This is a genomic window from Azospirillum sp. CT11-132, from assembly GCF_047302835.1.
In the GTDB taxonomy this organism is placed as follows: Bacteria; Pseudomonadota; Alphaproteobacteria; order Azospirillales; family Azospirillaceae; genus Azospirillum.
Genome location: NZ_JBGLZA010000005.1, coordinates 708,075 through 726,877 on the forward strand (window position 1 = coordinate 708,075; position 18,803 = coordinate 726,877).

Annotated in this window: 14 protein-coding genes and 1 pseudogene; 5 read left to right on the forward strand and 10 right to left on the reverse strand. The window is 66.6% G+C overall.

Annotation, left to right across the window (positions count from 1 at the left end):
- Positions 1 to 9 precede the first annotated feature (9 nt).
- From ACCD06_RS22920 to ACCD06_RS22935, 4 genes are all read left to right on the forward strand, one after another.
- Positions 10 to 1,074 carry an ABC transporter ATP-binding protein gene (locus tag ACCD06_RS22920; RefSeq protein WP_413343737.1) on the forward strand — a complete coding sequence of 355 codons (1,065 nt, stop codon included), beginning with the start codon at positions 10 to 12 and terminating at the stop codon, positions 1,072 to 1,074.
- Positions 1,071 to 2,081 (forward strand): ABC transporter ATP-binding protein, encoded by a 1,011-nt coding sequence (locus ACCD06_RS22925; RefSeq protein WP_413343739.1) that lies wholly within the window; start codon positions 1,071 to 1,073, stop codon positions 2,079 to 2,081. Before ACCD06_RS22920 ends, ACCD06_RS22925 begins: the two co-directional genes overlap by 4 nt.
- A gap of 191 nt (positions 2,082 to 2,272) precedes the next feature.
- On the forward strand, positions 2,273 to 3,676 hold the full coding sequence (locus ACCD06_RS22930; protein ID WP_413343740.1) for an N-acyl-D-amino-acid deacylase family protein: 1,404 nt from the start codon (positions 2,273 to 2,275) through the stop codon (positions 3,674 to 3,676).
- Between the two features lie 385 nt (positions 3,677 to 4,061).
- A protein-coding gene (locus ACCD06_RS22935) for an IS630 family transposase (RefSeq protein ID WP_413343742.1) occupies positions 4,062 to 4,998 on the forward strand; the annotation gives its coding sequence in 2 pieces (ribosomal slippage) (positions 4,062 to 4,402 and positions 4,401 to 4,998; 939 coding nt in all).
- A gap of 31 nt (positions 4,999 to 5,029) precedes the next feature.
- Here ACCD06_RS22935 and ACCD06_RS22940 read toward each other — a convergent pair.
- From ACCD06_RS22940 to ACCD06_RS22985, 10 genes and pseudogenes are all read right to left on the reverse strand, one after another.
- Positions 5,030 to 6,317 (reverse strand): annotated as a pseudogene (locus tag ACCD06_RS22940) (IS701 family transposase).
- A gap of 244 nt (positions 6,318 to 6,561) precedes the next feature.
- On the reverse strand, positions 6,562 to 7,473 hold the full coding sequence (locus ACCD06_RS22945; protein WP_413343744.1) for an ornithine cyclodeaminase family protein: 912 nt from the start codon (positions 7,471 to 7,473) through the stop codon (positions 6,562 to 6,564).
- Between the two features lie 99 nt (positions 7,474 to 7,572).
- Positions 7,573 to 8,862: a D-amino acid dehydrogenase gene (locus tag ACCD06_RS22950; protein ID WP_109076149.1), complete on the reverse strand. Its 1,290-nt coding sequence runs from the start codon at positions 8,860 to 8,862 to the stop codon at positions 7,573 to 7,575.
- Between the two features lie 33 nt (positions 8,863 to 8,895).
- Positions 8,896 to 10,557 (reverse strand): methyl-accepting chemotaxis protein, encoded by a 1,662-nt coding sequence (locus tag ACCD06_RS22955; RefSeq protein WP_109076148.1) that lies wholly within the window; start codon positions 10,555 to 10,557, stop codon positions 8,896 to 8,898.
- A gap of 18 nt (positions 10,558 to 10,575) precedes the next feature.
- Positions 10,576 to 12,120, reverse strand: coding sequence for an N-acyl-D-amino-acid deacylase family protein (locus tag ACCD06_RS22960; RefSeq protein ID WP_109076147.1), 1,545 nt, complete (start codon positions 12,118 to 12,120; stop codon positions 10,576 to 10,578).
- Positions 12,121 to 12,130: 10 nt separating this feature from the next.
- On the reverse strand, positions 12,131 to 12,985 hold the full coding sequence (locus tag ACCD06_RS22965; protein WP_109076146.1) for an ABC transporter permease: 855 nt from the start codon (positions 12,983 to 12,985) through the stop codon (positions 12,131 to 12,133).
- On the reverse strand, positions 12,982 to 13,863 hold the full coding sequence (locus ACCD06_RS22970) for an ABC transporter permease (RefSeq protein WP_109076145.1): 882 nt from the start codon (positions 13,861 to 13,863) through the stop codon (positions 12,982 to 12,984). The genes ACCD06_RS22965 and ACCD06_RS22970 overlap by 4 nt, the downstream gene beginning before the upstream one ends.
- A gap of 11 nt (positions 13,864 to 13,874) precedes the next feature.
- Positions 13,875 to 15,002, reverse strand: a complete 1,128-nt coding sequence (locus tag ACCD06_RS22975) for an ABC transporter ATP-binding protein (RefSeq protein WP_413343748.1) — start codon at positions 15,000 to 15,002, stop codon at positions 13,875 to 13,877.
- A gap of 92 nt (positions 15,003 to 15,094) precedes the next feature.
- The gene (locus ACCD06_RS22980; RefSeq protein WP_413343750.1) at positions 15,095 to 16,474 is read right to left on the reverse strand and encodes an amidase; all 1,380 of its coding nucleotides are present in this window, start codon (positions 16,472 to 16,474) and stop codon (positions 15,095 to 15,097) included.
- 87 nt (positions 16,475 to 16,561) lie between these two features.
- Positions 16,562 to 17,614 carry an ABC transporter substrate-binding protein gene (locus tag ACCD06_RS22985; RefSeq protein ID WP_158282859.1) on the reverse strand — a complete coding sequence of 351 codons (1,053 nt, stop codon included), beginning with the start codon at positions 17,612 to 17,614 and terminating at the stop codon, positions 16,562 to 16,564.
- A gap of 166 nt (positions 17,615 to 17,780) precedes the next feature.
- Here ACCD06_RS22985 and ACCD06_RS22990 point away from each other — a divergent pair, with 166 nt between their 5' ends.
- Positions 17,781 to 18,659, forward strand: a complete 879-nt coding sequence (locus tag ACCD06_RS22990; protein ID WP_413343752.1) for a MurR/RpiR family transcriptional regulator — start codon at positions 17,781 to 17,783, stop codon at positions 18,657 to 18,659.
- Positions 18,660 to 18,803: the final 144 nt, after the last annotated feature.

The window sequence follows — 18,803 nt, forward strand, 5'->3', positions numbered from 1 at the left end:
GATTCCGCCATGACCGCCTCACGCGACCTGCGGGACGATCCGCCCCTGTTGGAAATCGACGAACTGCGCACCCACTTCGACACGCTGGCCGGCACCGTCCGGTCGGTGGACAGCGTCTCCTACCGGCTGAACGCCGGGGAAACGCTCGGCATCGTCGGCGAGTCCGGATGCGGCAAGAGCGTGACCGCCCTGTCGATCCTGCGCCTGCTGCCATCGCCGCCGGCCCGCTTCGCCGGAGGCGCCATCCGCTTCCGCGGTATCGATCTGCTGTCGCTGTCGGAACGCGAGATGCGCGACATCCGCGGCAACCGGATTTCGATGATCTTCCAGGAGCCGATGACCTCCCTGAACCCGGTGCTGACGGTCGGACGCCAGATCGCCGAGACGGTCATGCTGCACCAGGGTCTCGGCCGGCGCGAAGCGTGGACCCGCGCCGTGGAGATGCTGCGGCTGGTCCAGATCGCCGAGCCGGACCGCCGTGCCGCCGAGTACCCGCATCAGATGTCGGGCGGGATGCGCCAGCGGGTGATGATCGCGCTGGCCCTGGCCTGCCATCCCGACGTGCTGATCGCCGACGAGCCGACGACCGCGCTGGACGTGACCATCCAAGCACAGATCCTCGACCTGCTGCGCGATCTTCAGGCCCGGCTCGGCATGGGGATCATCATGATCACCCATGATCTCGGGGTGGTGGCAGAATGCTGCGACCGCGTCGTGGTGATGTATGCCGGCCGCAAGGTGGAGGAGGCGCCGGTCGAGGATTTGTTCGACCGGCCGCTGCATCCCTACACCCGCGCGCTCATGGCATCGATGCCGTCGATGGCCGGCGGCGGTTCGCGCCTTCCGGAAATTCCTGGCATGGTGCCCGCTCCCCAGGATCTCGGCGCCGGCTGCGCCTTCGCCCCGCGCTGCGCCTTCGCCACGGAGCGATGCCGGCGCGAGCCCCCGCCCCTGACCGCTGTCGGCGACGGCCATGCCGTCGCCTGCTTCGAGGCGGAGCGCGTGGGCTGCACCAAAGCGGCGTTCCCGCTCCCCTTCCAGACCTCTCCATCGCAGGCTGGAGCATCCGCATGACCCTGCAATCGATCGCACCCCCGTCGCCTCTCCTGGACGTGACGAACCTCACCAAGCACTTCGTGCTTGGCCGCCGGGCGCCGTGGACGCCTGCCCCGAGCGTCAAGGCGGTGGACGGCGTGTCCTTCGCGCTGGATCGGGGCGAGACGCTGTCCCTGGTCGGCGAGTCCGGCTGCGGCAAGACCACCACGGGCAAGTCGGTGCTGCGCCTGATCGAACCCAGCGGTGGCTCGATCCGTCTCGACGGCGAGGATCTGCTCTCGCTGTCCCCGACCGAGATGCGCCGCCGCCGCCGCGACATGCAGATCGTCTTCCAGGATCCCTATGCCTCGCTGAACCCGCGCCTGCCGGCCGGCGATATCGTCGCCGAGCCGCTGCGCAACTTCGACGACCCGGCTTGGCGCTCGGCCAGGCAACGGGAGGAACGCATCGCCTGGCTGTTCTCCAGGGTCGGTTTGCGGCCCGAGGCGATGCGCAAGCTGCCGGCGGAGTTCTCCGGCGGACAGCGCCAGCGTCTGGGCATCGCCCGCGCGCTGGCACTCAACCCGAAGCTGATCGTCTGCGACGAGCCGGTGTCGGCACTCGACGTCTCGGTCCAGGCCCAGGTGGTCAACCTGCTGATGGACCTGCAGGCGGAATTGGGCATCGCCTATCTGTTCGTGGCCCATGATCTGGCGGTGGTCCGCCACATCAGCCACCGGGTGGCGGTGATGTATCTCGGCCGCATCGTCGAGATCGCGGACCGTGACACGCTGTTCAACAGCCCCGCCCACCCTTACACCCGGATGCTGCTGTCGTCGGTGCCATCGCCCCGTCCCAGGGCGAAAGCGGAGCGGATGCTGCCGCTCGGCGACCCGCCGAGTCCGTTCAAGCCGCCGAGCGGCTGCGGCTTCCATCCCCGCTGTCCATTCGCCCGGGCCGAATGCCGGGAGACCGCGCCGACGCTGGCCCCGCCCGCCGCGGGCGGCTCCTCGTCGCATCGGGTGGCATGCCATCTCGCCGCATAGCCCGGTCCACGCCCGCCGCTCCCACCCCCTGATCAAGGCTGCACCATGATGTCGCCACCACGGCCATTCTCCTTTCCATCGCACCTCCACACATCGCCGGATGGCGCCGTCGGGCCGGAAGGATTTTCCCCATGAACAGTTTGGAAGCGTCACGGCCGGCCTATGATCTGGTCCTGCGCAACGGAACCGTGGTGGACGGCAGCGGCCGGGCGGGCTTCACGGCGGACGTTGCGATTGTCGAAGACCGCATCGCCGCGGTAGGCCGGTTGCCGGCGGGAAGCGGCAGGGCGGAGTTGGACGTGACCGGGCTGGTGGTGGCCCCCGGATTCATCGACGTCCACACCCACGACGACCGGCTTGTGCTCATCCAGCCGCAGGCGGTGCCGAAGATCACCCAAGGGGTCACGACCGTGGTGACCGGCAACTGCGGAGCCAGTCTCGCACCGGCGATGCTGAACGACCCGGTCCCGGGACCTCTGAACCTCCTGGGCAAGAGCGCCGGCGACTTCTTCTCCTCGTTCGCCGACTACGTGACGGCTGTCGGGAAGGCCTCCCCCGCGGTGAATGTCGTGCCGCTGGTCGGACACATGACCTTGCGCGCGTCGGTCGGCGCCGATCCGGCGCGCGCGGCGTCGGCCGACGAGATCGTTCGCATGCAGGCCATGCTGAGGGAAGCCCTGGAAGCCGGCGCCTGCGGCTTTTCGACCGGACTGGCCTATCCGTTCAGCAACAACGCGTCTACGGCGGAAGTGACGGCGCTCGCCGCGGTGGCCGGAGAATTCGGCGCCATCTACACCACCCACATGCGCGACGAGGGTGAAGGCATGCTGGCGGCGCTGGAAGAGTCGTTCGCCACCGCGCGCGCAGCCGGGGTGCGGTTGGTCATTTCGCATCACAAGTGCCTCGGCATGTCGATGTGGGGGCGCAGCGCACAGACGCTGGCGGCGATCGACGAGGCGGCGCGGTCGTGGGACGTCGCATTCGACGCTTATCCCTATACGGCCAGCTCGACCATCCTGTTGCCCGGCAAGCTCAAGACCGCGCGCGAAACCTGGGTGACGTGGTCGACCCCGCACCCGGAAGCGACCGGCCGGCGCGTCGAGGACATCGCATCGGCATGGGGCTGCACGCCTGAAGAGGCGGCGGAACGGCTCGGCCCGGCCGGCGCCATCTACGTCAACATGGACGAGGACGATGTTCGCCGCATCATGAAGCACCCGTTGTGCATGATCGGATCGGACGGGCTGCCGCATGACCAACACCCGCATCCGCGACTGTGGGGCACGTTCCCGCGGGTCCTCGGCCACTATAGCCGGGATATTGGGCTGTTCCCTCTTGAGGAGGCGGTGCATCGCATGACCGGCCTGCCGGCCCGCCATTTCGGCATCGCCGACCGCGGCACCGTCAGCGTCGGCGCCTTTGCCGATCTCTGCGTTTTCGATCCGGCGACGGTGCGTGACCACGCCGATTTCACCCGTCCGACGGAGCCCGCCTCCGGCATCGTCCATGTGCTTGTCAACGGGCACATGGCATTGCGCGACGGCCGCCACACCGGCAGCGGTGTGGGCCGTATCATCGGCAAAGCCGGCGGATGACTTCCTGAACGACCTGCTCCTTCTCGCCCGGAAACGCGTCGATTTCCGCAATGACCTCGGTGCCGCCGTCCTTCACGCTGCACTCGATCCGCGCCGGCAGGATTTCATTTCTCTGTAGGCCGCCCGTCTACAACTGCTTCAACCTCCAACGCCACCTGGTCTCACGCCGTACCCTGCACACCTTCCGGGCGCAGGTCAGAGTGGACTGGCAGGCAGCGGCTGTCGCGGCGTGAGCCTGGCGGGAAATCGAAGCATGCTGCGCGCCTGCCAAGTTATCGCGGCAATGCCCTTGATAGAGCGGATTGACCGGCATCTGAATCGGGGGAATCCCACGAGCGGTCATTTATGATTCAAGCTTTGGACTGGTTGAAGGAGGCCGGTCTGGATGGCGAAAGCCCTGTCTGTCGATCTTCGTCGGCGTGTGGTGGAGGCGGTTGCGGCTGGAGCGTCTTGCCGGGCGGCTGCGGCGCGCTTCGAGGTTGGGGTTTCCTCAGCGATCCGCTGGGTGGTCCGTGCGCGAACGCGCGGAGACCTGACCCCGGACAAACGCGGTGGCAATGTCCGCTCACATCGGATCGACGAGCACCGGGACCTCATCCTTGGCTGGATCGAGGAGAAGCCCGACCTGACCTTGGCGGAGGTGGCCGAGCGTCTGGATGAGGCGGTGGGGTATCGGCCACTGCCCAGCGTTGTGTGCCGGTTCTTCCAGCGTCACAGTGTGACGCGGAAAAAAGACGGCGCACGCTGCCGAACAGGATCGAGCGGACATAGCCGCCGGCCGTCAGGCTTGGTTCGACGTCCAGCCGGACCTGGACCCAGAGCGCCTGGTGTTCATCGATGAATGCGGCACCTCCACCAAGATGGCGGGGATGTACGGCCGCGCGTTACGAGGAGAACGCTGCCGCGCTGCGGTTCCTCATGGGCAATGGAAGACGACGACCTACGTGGGCGCCCTTCGGTTGTCCGGGATCACCGCCCCGATGACGCTCGACGGCGCCATGGGCGGCGCAGCCTTTCTCGCTTATGTCGAGCGGGTCCTGGGACCGACGTTGAGCCACGGAGACGTCGTCGTGATGGACAACTTGCCCGCCCACAAGCTTCCGGCCGTGCGGGCGGCAATCGAGCGGACAGGTGCCGTCCTGAAGCTCCTGCCGCCTTACAGCCCCGACTTCAACCCCATCGAGATGGCCTTCTCAAAGATCAAGGCGAGCCTCAGGGAAGCCGCCGCAAGGACGCTCCCAGAACTGTGGGATGCTATCGACAACGTGACGCCAAGCGACAGTCGAACCTTCTTTACCGCCGCCGGTTACGAACCAGAATGATCGGAATCCGCTCTAGTACTACACTCGGCATTTATCGATTTGTGTACGTCGTTTCCAATGCGATTGTTTTGCTCGCTGTTGATGACGTCTTCGCCAAAGTGACCAATCGATAACGGCGTCGATGCCAAGTGTCGGCCGAGGCAGAAGGTGAAGAAGCAGGCGTCGAAATTCCGGTACAGTCAGGGGGATCAAGTCGGCCGCCGGGTCGACCAGGTCCTCTCCCCCCGATGGCCGCCTTGCGCAAGACGGTGAGGAAGGCGAATGCCAGCATGGCCAAGGTGATGTGGCGGTGCCATCCGGTCCAGGAGCGCGCCTCGTACTGGTCGAGCTCGACCTCGCCATTGCGCCATCTCGAAGCTGCTCTCGATGGTCCAGCGCGCGCCTGCCACCCGCACCAGATCGGCCAACGCGGTCCCTTCCGGAGCATGGGTCAGGTAGAAGGTCAACGCGCCATCCCCCAGACGGCGTCGGATCAGAAGGGCTTTGTTCCAGCCCTGCGAGGCACCACGGAACGGCAGGTGTGCCCAATCGTAAAGCCGCGGCCCCTTGGCGCCATCGCCGGCACTGAGCCGCTTCCAGCCGTCCGCGGGCACTTCTTCGATCCAGTCGCTCACCGTACCCGGCCATAGCCGCTGACCGCTGGTAACGGTCAGCACGCACCCGATCCGGCGGCGCTTCAGTTCGCGCCGGATGGCGCTGTCGGTGTCGTAGACGCTGTCGCCTGCCACCCAGGCACACGGCACGCCGGCGTCCAGCGCGCGCTTCAGCATCGTGAGACCCAGCTTGGGCTTGGTGGCAAAGGCCACCTCCTCCGGCACCCAGGCCGTGCGGCAGCGATCCTCATCGCCGGCCCAGGACTGCGGCAAATACAGGGCGCGGTATATCAGGGCGTAACCATGTCGTCCGGCGTAGCCAAGGAAGACGCCGATCTGACAGTTCTCGATGCGCCCAGCGGTGCCTGAGTATTGACGCTGCACGCCGACCGAACGCTCGCCCTTCTTCAGGAAACTGGTCTCGTCCAGCACCAGCACGGCGTCGGGATCGCCCAGATGATCAACGACATAAGTCTGCAAGTCGTCGCGAACGGCGTCGGCGTCCCAGCGCATGCGGGCCAGGAAATCCTGGACGCTGTCGGGGCTGGCATCGCCGGCAGCTTCAGCCAGATGCCAGCCGTTCTTACGCTCCAGGGGAGACAGAAGGCCCGCCAAATACCGACGAGCCCGCTCGCCTGCCTCTGGCCGACAAAATCGGGGGCCAATCCGGACAGCCAGCACATCCAGATCCCGAGCCCAACTCGCCGCTTCCGCTGCCGTCATCATCCCAACCTCCCAGCGTTAGGATGAACCCTTCAACAAGCGGGCCGCAAATTGATCCGGGTTGTAGTATTAGTGCCCCAGGAGCCGGTTGTGCCTATAGCATGCTGTTGCAGGCACTGTTGACGGCAATCTGCATGCCAGTCCGTCCGACTGCTGCAACAGTCCCGCTCTCCTCAAAGAAGCGTTCACATAACTTCCAATTGAAACACCACGCCACGAACAAGGTCTCAGTGGCAATTCTCCAATCTCATGTGGGGATACTGAGCCGACGAGCAACGAGGTTGGCAAGCGCCACATCTTCAATTCCTACGCCAACCGACTTGTAGACGATGATCTGCTCGTGATCACCTCTCCACGCATTGGGTTCGGCGACCACGGCGCCCAGTTCCTCCACTCGCTGCCAGTCCACCGCGTCGCCGGCGAGCACCAGATCGCCCGCCTCGCGGCGCGCCTGCGGCTTCCACTCCACGACAATGCGCTCCGCGCGCTCGAGCAGGATCGCATCGATTTCCCGAGTGTCGGGTTTGCTTGATCCGATTGCCGCCACGAAGGCACCACGCTTCACCACATTACCGGAAAAAAGTGGGGTCTTGGCACGGGTCGCCGTGACGATGATGTCAGCCTCACGCACGGCCTCAGCCGCCTCGACCGCCGCCGCATCGACCCCGAAGCGGTCGCGAATCCATCTGGCGCAATCGACAGCCCCCTCCCGACCGACAATATGCACGAGGCCAAACGTCCGGGTGGTCAGAAAGGCTTCCAAATGCGCACGGGCCTGGATGCCTGTGCCGAACACGGCCAGCACCTCGGCATCGCGCCGGGCCAAGGCATTGGCAGCCACCACCGTGACTGCCGCAGTGCGGAATTCAGTCAGCGCGTTGCCTTCCATGACGGCGATCAGCCGGCCATCGGTGTTGGAAAACAGAGGAAGGATAAAATTGAACTTGCCGTCGACCGTCGGGTAGATCTTGGCCCCCGTGACGCCGGCGTCGGTGAGGATGGCACCCATCATGCTGAGCGATACACCGCCGCCATGTACCCGAACGCGGTCCTGCATGGCGGCGGCGCCGCGTCCATGATCGCGGAAAGCGTCTGCCATGGCAGCAATGGCATCGGGAAAGGTCAGGACGCTACGAACGTCTGAATCGCTGATGAACACTGTAACCTCCGGAAATGGCCGAATGGCCGCCGTTGAGCAAAATTGGCAGATTGGTCGGTTCAATTGCCCGATCCGCCCGGATACCCGCCCCATCACTCGCTAAGAGGCGGGAACCAGTTCGGCGCTGGTTCCAGCGAGGCTGGGCAAGGTGAACCCCTGGAGCGAAATGGCCGGGCGACGGCCGGCCACCAGATCACCAACGACCCGCGCCGACCCCATCGCCAAGGTAAAGCCGAGGGCGCCGTGCCCGACATTCAAGAGCAGATTGGACAATTTCGTCGGCCCGAGAATTGGCATGCTGGTCGGCGTTGCCGGTCGCAAGCCGCACCATGGATCGAGTTGCCGATAGTCGGAAACGTCGGGGAAAGCGGCCTTCGCTTCGCGGATCAGCAGCGCCAGCCGCTGTTCATCCATCTCCCGTCCGTACCCGACGATGTCGGCCATACCCGCGACACGCAGGCGATCGCCGAGCGGAGCGTAGACGATCTTGCGGGCATAATCCGTGACGCTGACAGCGGGAGACGTTGCCGCTGCGCGTACCGCCACCGAAATGCTGTATCCTTTCAGCGGGTAGATCGGCAGATCGACCCTCGCCGTGCCTGCCAGCGCCCGGCTTCCGGTTCCGAGAGCAAGGATATAGGCGTCGGCCTCAATCGCGCCCTGGTCGGTTTCGAGCGCCAACACCCGTTCCCGATCGCAAACGAATCTGCTGGCGGCGAGGCCATAGGCGAATTTGACAGTGTAAGGCGCCGCACGCAGCAGCGCTTCCAGCCCGACGCAGAACCGATAGCAATCGGCGGCCTGCTCGCTGGGCGTGAAAATCCCGCCGACCAGGCGGTCGCGAATGCGGGACAGGGACGGCTCGATCGTCAGGCACTCCGCCGCATCAACGGCGTGCTGAACGCAGCCGAAGCGTTCCTGGTAGCGCATTTGCGCGACGGCGCCCTGGAAACTCTTCTCGTTGGAGTAGACTACCAGCTTGCCCGTGCGGGAGTGCGAAAAGTCCAGTTCGGTTCCGGCGACGAACTCTTCCAGCATCGCGCGGCTGTACAAGGAGAGGGTCAGCAGGCGCTCGGTGGCGCGGCGGCTCTGCCGGCCGGTGCACGCCGCCAGGAACTGCAGGCACCAGCGCCATTGATGCGGATCGAGACGCGGATGGAAACGCAGCGGCGAATTGCGGTCGAGCAGCCAGAGCGGCAAATCCCGCAAGGCGCCGGGGCCGGCCAGCGGTGCGACGTAGCTGTAGCTGAGCTGACCGCCGTTGGCGTAGCTGGCACTGCGCGCCGGACCGTGCTCCCGGTCGACGACCGTGACATGGTGGCCGTCCTGGGCAAGGCAGTAAGCGGTGGTCAGGCCGGCGACACCGGCCCCGAGAACGATGATGTGCATGCGTGCATCTTTCAATTGGAGCGCGGCATCCGCTCACGCGGCGCGCAACTGCGCCAGGAACCGGGCCACCGCTCCGTGCAGGTTTTCAGCCTCGGTCACGAACTCGCTGGCGACCGCCTGCACCTCACGAACCGTCGCCGACGAGGTCTCCGCCGCCACGCTGACGTCAGTGATGTGGTGCGATACCTCCCGTGTGCCCGATGCCACTCCCTGCACGTTGCGGGCAATGTCGGCGGTGGCTGCACCCTGCTGTTCGACCGCCGTGGCGATTGTGGCGGAGATCTCCTGCATGGCGGTGATCGTGTCGGCGATCTCGCGGATGGCGGTCACGGCTGCACCGGTGGCGCTTTGCATTGCGCCGACCTGCGCCTTGATCTCGTCGGTCGCCTTGCCCGTCTGCGAGGCCAGGCTCTTCACCTCCGAGGCGACGACCGCGAACCCGCGTCCCATCTCGCCGGCCCGGGCCGCTTCGATGGTGGCGTTCAGGGCCAGCAGGTTGGTCCGGTGGGCGATCTCGCTGATCAGCGTGACGATGCGCCCGATGCGCTCCGCCGCCTCCTCCAGGCCGGCGACCATCGCGTTGGTGTGATGGGCCTTGGCGGTGGCCTCGCGGGCGACATCGGCGGCGCGGCTGACCTGGCTGGACACGTCGGCGATGGATGCCGACAGCTCCTCGGCACCGCCGGCCACGGCATCCACGCGCACCGACGCCTCGTCGGCCAGACAGGCGACCTTGGCCGCCTCGCGGCTTGAGCATTCGGCTGCCTCGAAAACGATGCCGAAGCGTTGCTGGAGCTGGCCGGCACGCTCGTTGAGCGCCGCCACCACGCTGTGCACGCTGCTTTCCAGGCGGTTCGAGATGCCGGCCATCAGACGTTGCTGCTCGGCCGCGGCCCGGTCGGCCTGTGCCGCGGCTTCGGACTCCAGTCGCCCACGCTCCAGCAGCGCGTCGCGGAACACCTGGACGGACCGCGCCATGGTGCCGATCTCGTCGGAGCGCGAGGCATGCGGCACCGTAGCGCCTGTATCGCCAGCCGACAGGTGTTGCATGACCTGCGCGATGCGCAGCATCGGACGGGACACCATCCGCGCCACGAACGCATAGAGGATGACCGCTCCGAACACCGACGCCGCCGCTCCGACGGCCATGATCAGGCGCTGCTCGGCGAAGCGTTCCGACGCGGCCTGCGACTGCGCGGCAAGGGCCGTGCGCTCCGCTTCGATGGTTTCGCTGACCGAGTGGCGAATGCGTTCGATCGCATTGCGCGACGCGTCGGTGGCGGTCATGATCCGCATGTCGCCCTGCACCGCGTCCCGCCACTGCTTGACCGCCTCGATGGTCGCCTCGAGCCGGGCGCGGTGAGGCAGGTCGGCCGGTCGGAGCGCCTGCGTCTCCGCGACAAGGGTGTCGAACCTTCGCTTAAGCGTGTCCTTGAAGGGGGCCAGAACCTCTGTATTGGTGGACGCCAGATAGAGGCTGACGGCCATGTCCTGCTCGGAGACGTTCTGGAGGATCTGCTGCAGCCGGCCGATCACTTCATATCCCTGGACGGTGGCCTCCTCGCTGCGGCCGATCGCCTCCAGCCCCCGCAGATTGACGCCGGCCACGGCGAATGACACCGCCACGAACATACCGAAGAGGAGGACCAGCTTGGTCGCGATGCCTTTGGCGCGCCTGCCCGGACCTGTGTTCATGAACGCCTCCTGCGCGGATCAGGCCGCGCTGGTGTGGGGATTGCGGATGACCCGTCCGGGACGCGCGCCGACGATGCCGCCGTCCCGCAGCACGGGCTGGCCGTTGACGAAGACGTGGACGATGCCGGCCGCCGGCTTGGTGGGGTTGCGGAAGTCGGCGCAGTCGCACACCGTGGCCGGGTCGAAGACGCAGAGGTCGGCAAAGGCGCCGACGCTGACGGTGCCGCGGTCGGCGATGCCGAACTGCCGCGCCGGCAGCCCGGTCATCCGGTGGACCGCCTCTTCCAGGGTGAACAGGCCGGTTTCGCGGCAATAATGGCCGAGCACGCGCGGGAACGTGCCCCAGAGCCGCGGATGCGGGTGCTGATCGTGCGGCAGGCCGTCGGACCCGATCATGCAGAGCCGGTGCTTCAGAATGCGGCGGACGTCAGCTTCGTCCATATTGACGTAGATCGCACCGGCCGGTGCCAGGCGTTCCGCCGCTTCCTCCGGCGTGCAGCCCCAGTCAGCGGCGATGTCGTCGACCCGCCGGCCGGTCGCCTCGGGAAAGGGGGTGGACCAGGTCACCCAGGTCTCGCTGGAACGCTGGAGCTTTTCCGGCAGCAGGACGGTGGAGCTTGCGGTGTAGGGGTAGGCATCGAGGGCGATGTTCGACACCCCCGCAGCCTTGTCAACGGTCGCCGCGTCGATGGCCGCCAGCGTCAGGACGCTGCGCCCCCAGACCGACAGGCCGAGGCACTTGTGGTGGGAAATGACCAACCGCACCCCGGCGGCGCGCGCGGTGGCGAAGGATTCCTCGAGCGACGCCAGCACCCCCTCCCCTTCGTCGCGCATGTGGGTGGTGTAGACCGCACCGTAGCGGCCGGCGACCGAGGCGAGCGCCACCACCTCTTCCATCGGTGCGTTGCGGCTGAAGGGATAGGCGAGGCCGGTGGAGAAGCCGAAGGCCCCCGCCCGCATCGCCTCGTCCAGCATCGCCCGCATGGCGGCGACCTCGCCTTCCGACGCCGCCCGTGCCGGGTCGGCGCCGACCGACGCGCGTAGCCCCATGTGCCCGACCAGCGGCACCACGTTCACCGCGGGGGACGCCCCCTCCACCGCCGCCAGATAGGCGGGAAAGGTGCCGAAGAAGTCGTCCGTCGCCTTGCCCAGCACGTTCAGCGGGGCCGGCACGATGCCATCGGAGGCCGCGGAATCGAGGATCACGGGAGCGAGGCTGACGCCGCAATTGCCGGTGACCACGGTCGTCACGCCCTGCGTGACCTTCGGCTCCGCCTCCGGCTGGATGAGGATCAGCCGGTCATCGTGGGTGTGGACGTCGATGAATCCGGGCGCCACCACCAGTCCGGTCACGTCCAGCTCCAGCGCGCCGCTGCCCTCAGTCAACGGACCGACCGCGACGATGCGGTCCGCCGCGATGGCGACATCCGCCGTGAAGGCCGGCCGCCCGCTGCCGTCGGCCACCATGCCGTTGCGCAGAACCACGTCGTAAAGCGGGCGCGGTTCCCCGTTTCCGTCCCCGCCGCAAGGCTGCGGCAGAGACGGAGTGATGAGCTCTTCCATGATGCGTCCCTTATGCCTTGGCCCGGCGCGCCGCCCGTGCCCGCAGTCCTTCGATAGCGCCCATCAGCAGCACGGACATGACGATGATGAGCGTGGAAACCACCGCGATGGTCGGCGACAGGTCGAAGTCGATGTCCTCGAACATCTTGCGTGTCAGCGTCTTTTCGGTGCTGCTGGACAGGAAGTAGGAGATCACCGCCTCGTCCAGCGAAGTGATGAAGGCGAAGGCCGCGGCGGTCGCGAAGCTGGGCCCCAGCAGCGGCAGCGTGACATGCCGGAAGGCGCGCAGCCGGTTCGCCCCAAGGCTGGCCGCCGCCATCTCCAGGCTGGGGTCCATCTTCTGCAGGCCGGCCGAGACAGTGATGACAACGAAGGGCAGGCAGACCACCGTGTGGGCCAGCACGAAGCCTGTCAGCGAGCCCAGCAGGTTCCACTTCATGTAGACCATGTACATGGCGACGGCGATCACGATGTGCGGCACGATCATCGGCGCCAGCACGACGGCGCGCACGGCGCCCTTCAACGGCACCCTGCCCCGCACCAGCGCCAGTGCGCCCATGGTGCCGAACGTCATGGCCGCAACGGTGGTCAATCCGGCGACCTTCAGGCTGAACAGCGTGGCGCCGATCCATTCCGGGTCCTGGAAATACGCTACGTACCAGCGCAGCGACCAGTGGGCCGGCGGGAAAGCCAGATACTGGGTGTCGCTGAACGAGGTCGGAATGACGACGAGGGTCGGCAGCAGCAGGAACAGGAAGATCAGGGCGCAGACGCCCTTGAGCAGCGCGTCGCCGAAATGTTTCGAGAGATTCTGGCGCTGGGCGGCCGCGGTGGCCGCCGGCGCGGAATGCGCGTGCGAGGTCATGACGCGGCCTTCTTGTCGAGCCCGAGGAAACGGTTGAACACCGTGACGAGCAGCAGGGTGATGCCGAGCAGAAGGGCTGCAAGCGCACCGGCGAAGGGCCAGTTGAGCAGTTCCGTGGTCTGCTGGCCGATGAGCGTGGCGACCATCAGCGTCTCCGGTCCCCCGACCAGCGCCGGCGTGACGTAGAAGCCCAGCGACAGGATGAAGACCATCAGCACGCCCGAGGCGACGCCCGGCAGGCTCAGCGGCAGCACCACCAGGAAGAAGACACGGGATGCTTTGGCGCCGAGGCTCTGCGCCGCCAGCGGCAGGTCGCGCGGGATGGTGCGCAGCGCCGCCCAGATCGGCAGGATCATGTAGGGCAGCAGCACATGGGTCATGGCGATGGTGACCGACAGCTCGTTGTAGAGCAGCGGCAGCGGCGCATCGGTCAGCCCCAGGCCCATCAGCACGGAATTGAGCAGGCCATTGCGTTGCAGGATGATGATCCAGGCATAGCTGCGCACCAGCACACTGGTCCACAGCGGCACCAGGACGCAGGCGGTCGCGACGGCAAGCCGCCAGCCGCTCAGCCGGGCCATCAGGAAGGCCACCGGATAGGCCAGCACCAGCGTCAGGGCGGTGACCGTGATGCCCAGCAGGAGGGTCCGGCCGAGGATGCGCAGGTAGAGCGGCGATTCGGCGATGTGGACGAACTCGGCGAGAGTAAAGTCCGGGTTCCAGACGCTCACCGAAAGCAGGCGGCCGACCGGCAGGATGAACGCCACGCACAGCCCGATCACCAGCGGGCCGACCAGCAGCAGGGAGAGCGATGCCGGAAACCTCCGTCCGTCGGCTTGCCACAGCGTGGCCGCGAGCCGTTTGAGCGATGCGGTCATGGCGGCGCCCCTCAATAGACCAGCGCGTTGGCAGGGTCCCAGGTCAGGGACACCGCCTCGCGGCGCACGGGCTTCATCGCGTCGCTCTGCACCGGGACGCGCACGGTGATCTCGGGCAGACCGTCGGAGCGCAGCAGGTAGATCAGCGTCGGTCCGGCATAGATCACGTCCGCCACCGTGGCGGCCATCCCGCCGGCGGTGGCGGGCGCCAGCGCGATGCGCTCCGGACGGACCGTCAGACGCACCCGTGCACCCGACGCCGTGCCGTGACGGGCGGCGGCGGCGGCCGGCGTGCCCCGCACCACCGCCCCGCCGGCAAGCCGCACCGTCCACTCCTTTCCGGCAGTGGCCACAAGCTCGCCATCCAGCAGGTTGGTCTCGCCGACGAAGCTGGCGACGAAGGGGTTCGCCGGCCGCTCGTACAGCTCCGCCGGGGTGCCGACCTGCTCCAGCCGGCCCCGGTTCATGACCGCAATGCGGTCGGCCATGGTCAGCGCCTCCTCCTGGTCGTGGGTAACGTAGATCACCGTGGCGCCCAGAGACTCCTGAAGGTGCTTGATTTCGATCTGCATGCGCTCCCGCAGTTTCTTGTCGAGCGCCCCCAGCGGCTCGTCCATCAGCAGCACCGGGGGCCGGTAGACGATGGCGCGGGCAAGAGCCACGCGCTGCTGCTGGCCACCGGAGAGCTGCGCGGGCAACCGCTTCTCCATGCCCTCCAGCCCGACGGCGCGCAGCGCATCCAGCGCCTTGAGCCGGCGCTCCCCGGTGGTGACGCCGCGCATGCGCAACGGGAACGCCACATTGTCGAGAATGGTCATGTGCGGGAACAGCGCGTACTTCTGAAACACCATGCCGACGTCGCGGCGGTGCGCCGGCATGCGTGACACGTCGACGCCGTCGATGCATACGGCGCCGCTGTCCGGGTGTTCGAAGCCGGCGATCATCATCAGCAGCGTCGTCTTTCCCGACCCGCTGGGGCCGAGCAGCGCCACGAACTCACCCCGACCGACGGAGAGGTTGACGCCGTCCACCGCCGTGAAGCTGCCGTAGTGTTTGATGATGCTGTCCATCGACACCGTTCCGCCGCGAATGGGCTGCAAGGCGGAATAGTCCTCGTGGATGGAGTGGGCTGTGGTCATGGAGCTCTCCTCTCAGGAGACACCCACCGCTGCATGGCGGCGGGGCGGGGTTCTGGGTGCGGCGTTGGGGGAATATCCCGGAATGCCGTGCATCACGCCGCGACGCGGCACAGCGTCGCGCGCTGCCTTGGAACCGGGCTGTCGATGGTGCGCTCCGCCTCAGCCGCGAACGACAGCAGCATCGTGTCGTCATGGCGCCGTGCGGCGAACTGCAGGCCCACCGGCATGCCTCGGGCGGTGAAGCCGATCGGGATGGACAGCGCCGGGAGGTCGAGATAATTGGCGAACCGGGTGAAGACAGTCGGCACGTGGTCCTCGTCCACCGCGGATACGGGGATCGCGCCGTCGGGGCAGGTTGGAAGCGCGATAAGGTCGAACCCGCACATCGCGGCGTCGAACCGCCGCTGGTGCTGCCGCCGCTCCGCAATCATCGCTTCGTGCGGCGGCATGGCGCGACCGCTCAGGATGCGGTTGCGGACGACCGGCCCGAACAGCTCCGGCGTCGCCTCGATCGCCGCCCCATGGATGGCGTAGGCTTCGTAGAGCGCGAGGTGGCCAGCCAGCGCCGAGTAGGTTTCGAGGCGTTCCGGACTGTGGAACCGTCCGACCCGGTGTCCGGCATGCGCCAGCCTGACCAGCGCCGCCCGGTAGAGCGCCTGGATCTCCGGCGTCACCGTGTCCAGTTCGACGTCCTCGAGATCGCCGATCCGCAGCGGGGTAACGGAGCCCTGTGACATCCCACCCGCTGTCCCGCCGCCCTGCAACAGTGCCGTGAACACCGTCCGCACGTCCTCGACGGTCTGGCCGAGCAACCCGACGACGTCGTGCGTCGGGCTGTAGGGGATCACCCCGTCGAGCGGCACCAGCCCCGGAGATGGCTTGAATCCGACGATGCCGCAGAAGCCGGCGGGAATGCGCACCGACCCTCCGGTATCGGAACCGAGGGCGATCGGCGCCAAGCCGGCGGCGACGGCGACCGCGGACCCGCTGCTCGACCCGCCGGGAACGCAGTGCTCTCCGACGTTCCAGGGGTTGCGGGGGATCGGGGACGCGCTCTGGGTCCCCCAGCCGCCGCAGCCCAGCTCGACCGTCGCGGTCTTGCCAAGAACGATCATCCCGGCATCCTGCAGCCGCTTCACCGGGCAGGAGGACGCGGGCGCCGGGGTCGGCGGTCGCGCGTTCGACCCGCCGCGCGTCGGCAGGCCGGCCACGTCGAACAGATCCTTGACCGCCAGCGGAATCCCGTCGAGCGAACCGCGCGCCAGCCCGCTGCGGCGGCGGGCATCGCTTTCCCGGGCCAGCGACAAAGCGTCGTCGGCCAAGGCGACGAAGGCGTTCAACGTCGGATCGTCCCGGCGAATGCGATCAAGACAGCCGGAGACGATGGCTTCGGAGGACAGATGGCCCTCGGCCAGTGCCGTCGCCAGTTGGGACAGAGTCAGGCCAGACCCATTCGGGTTGCAAGCGTCCATGGTCGATGAATCCAGGATTGATGCGCCGTTTCGATCGGCGCCATCGTTTCAGGCTCGCGTTTCAGGCTCGGGCGGCGGTCGGGAGCGTCACCTACTGAGCCACCGATTCCACCGTTCGATAACCGCGGCGCGGTTGGCGGCGATCCATGCAGGGTCGATCACGGCCATCTTCGCCATGTTTTCCGGCGCCGAGCCACGCGCTGCACGGTCCTCGGGGCTGAGAAGCGCCAGCATGTTGCGGTTCGAGGTGTCGTATTTGAATGCGTTCGCGAAGGTGAGGTGGGCTTCCGGCCGGGTCAGGTAATAGTCGAGAAAGGCGTAGGCCTTGTCCTGGTTCGCTCCACCCTTGAGCATCGCCCAATAGCCGATGTTCGGCACGGCGTCGTTCCAGACGACGGAGATGGGCAGCCCCTGGTCCTTGAGGACGAAGCCGCTGCCCGACCACATCATGGCCATGACGACCTCGTTGGAGCGGAGCAGCTGCATGCTCTGGTCGCCGGTGCGCCACCATACGGCGATCGATGGACGCAGCTCGTCGAGTTTCTTGAACGCACGGTCGAGGTCGAGCGGGAAAAGCTTGTCCCGCGGCACCCCGTCGGCCATCAATGCCGCCATGAGCGGCCACCAGGGCGCCCCGGCGTTGGGCATCGCGCGCGGTCCGGGGAAGCGTTTGACATCCCAGAAATCGGCCCAAGTCTGCGGTCCGCCTTGAGGGAATCGCTTGGCGTCGTACACGATGCTGACGCCGCCCATGGTGCGCAGCAGGCCACGTTCGGTGCAGGCACCGTCAACCGCCTGGGAGAGGTTCGTGAGCCTGGAGCAGTCAAGCTTGGCCAAGCTGTCGGCCTGCGCGACCAGATCCTCCGGCCAGGCCGTGACGATGTCCCAGCCGATGGCGTTCGCCTCGCGCATGGCCTTCACCTTGGTCCAGGTTTCCGCGTTGCTGGCAGCCACCGGACGGATGCGGACACCGGTCTTTTCCGTGAAGGGCTCATAGAAATTCTTGCGCAGCGCCTGCTCGAACGCGCCGCCCGTCGCGACGACGACCAATTCCTTCTCTTGCGCACGTGATGGAGCCGCACTGCCCAGCGCGACCGCCAGCGACGCGGACAGGAGGGTGAGGGTCCGCAATGAAAGCAAGATGTCCTCCCTTATGAGTGGCCAACGCACAGTTGGTGGGGCTGTGCATTTCGTTGGAAAGGTTTTATGAAAGATACCTTACATCGTTGCATGAGTGGCCGCAATGTGTTTTTCATAGGCATCCATTTATGAAATTTGCACGACACGCTGCCGGGAAGACCAAGTAATGAACCTGCTGGAACGGATCGGCCTGCGCCGTGCCGACCTGACGGAAAGCGAGCAGACGCTCGCCCGCTACGTCGCGATGAACTACGCCGGTCTGGCCTACGAACCGGCCGCCCAGATTGCGCAGAAGTGCGATGTCAGCGCGGCGACCGCGACGCGGTTTTTCACGAAGCTGGGCTACGACAGCTTTGCCGACGTGCAGCGGGAAGTTCGCGAACAGATCGAACAGCGCCTGAGTTCTCCGCTCGGCCGCTTGGGTTCGAAGGGGTCCAACGCGGAGTCCATGACGGACTTGGTCGCTCAGACCTTGGAGCGCGATCTACGCAACATTCAGGCGGCCAGTGCCGGGATGCAGCCGAGCCGGATCATCGGCATGGCCGAGATTCTCGTACAGTCGAAGGGGACGCTCTACGTCTACGGGGAAAAGAAGGCGCATGCCGTCGCCTTCTACCTGTACGCCCAACTCAACCTTTGTCTGGACCGGGTGGTGATGCTGACGTCCGAGCAGTCGCTGCTTGCGGACCGCTTGCTGCAGGTTGGCCCTGACGACAGTCTGCTGGTCGTCGATCCCCGACGCTATGCCCGTTCATCGCTTTATGTGGCGCAAACCTTCAGTGAGCGCTCGGCCCAGGTGCTGCTGCTCGGCGACAGTGAAACGTCGCCGATAGCCGCGATGGCCAGTTTCGGCATCCACTGCCCAGTCGAAGGGGCCTCGTTGTTCGATTCCTATGCGGCTCTGATGTTCGCGGCCAACGCTCTGAGCAACGTCGTGGCTGCACTCCGCAAAACTCAAATCGCCGACCGCTTGAAGGAAGCGGAACGGCTCTGGTCTCGCTTTGAGACGTTCGCGACCAAGAGCAACCTGCCTGAAGAGCACTGATTCAGTGGCTGTTCGTGGACGTCATGTGGGGGTGCCTGGGTGACGAGTCGCTTCAGGCGGCGTTAGAGGATCGAGATGAAGGCGATCTCGATGAACGCGACGAGGTGCTCCTTCGTCCGCTCGACGACGGTGTTCAATCACCGG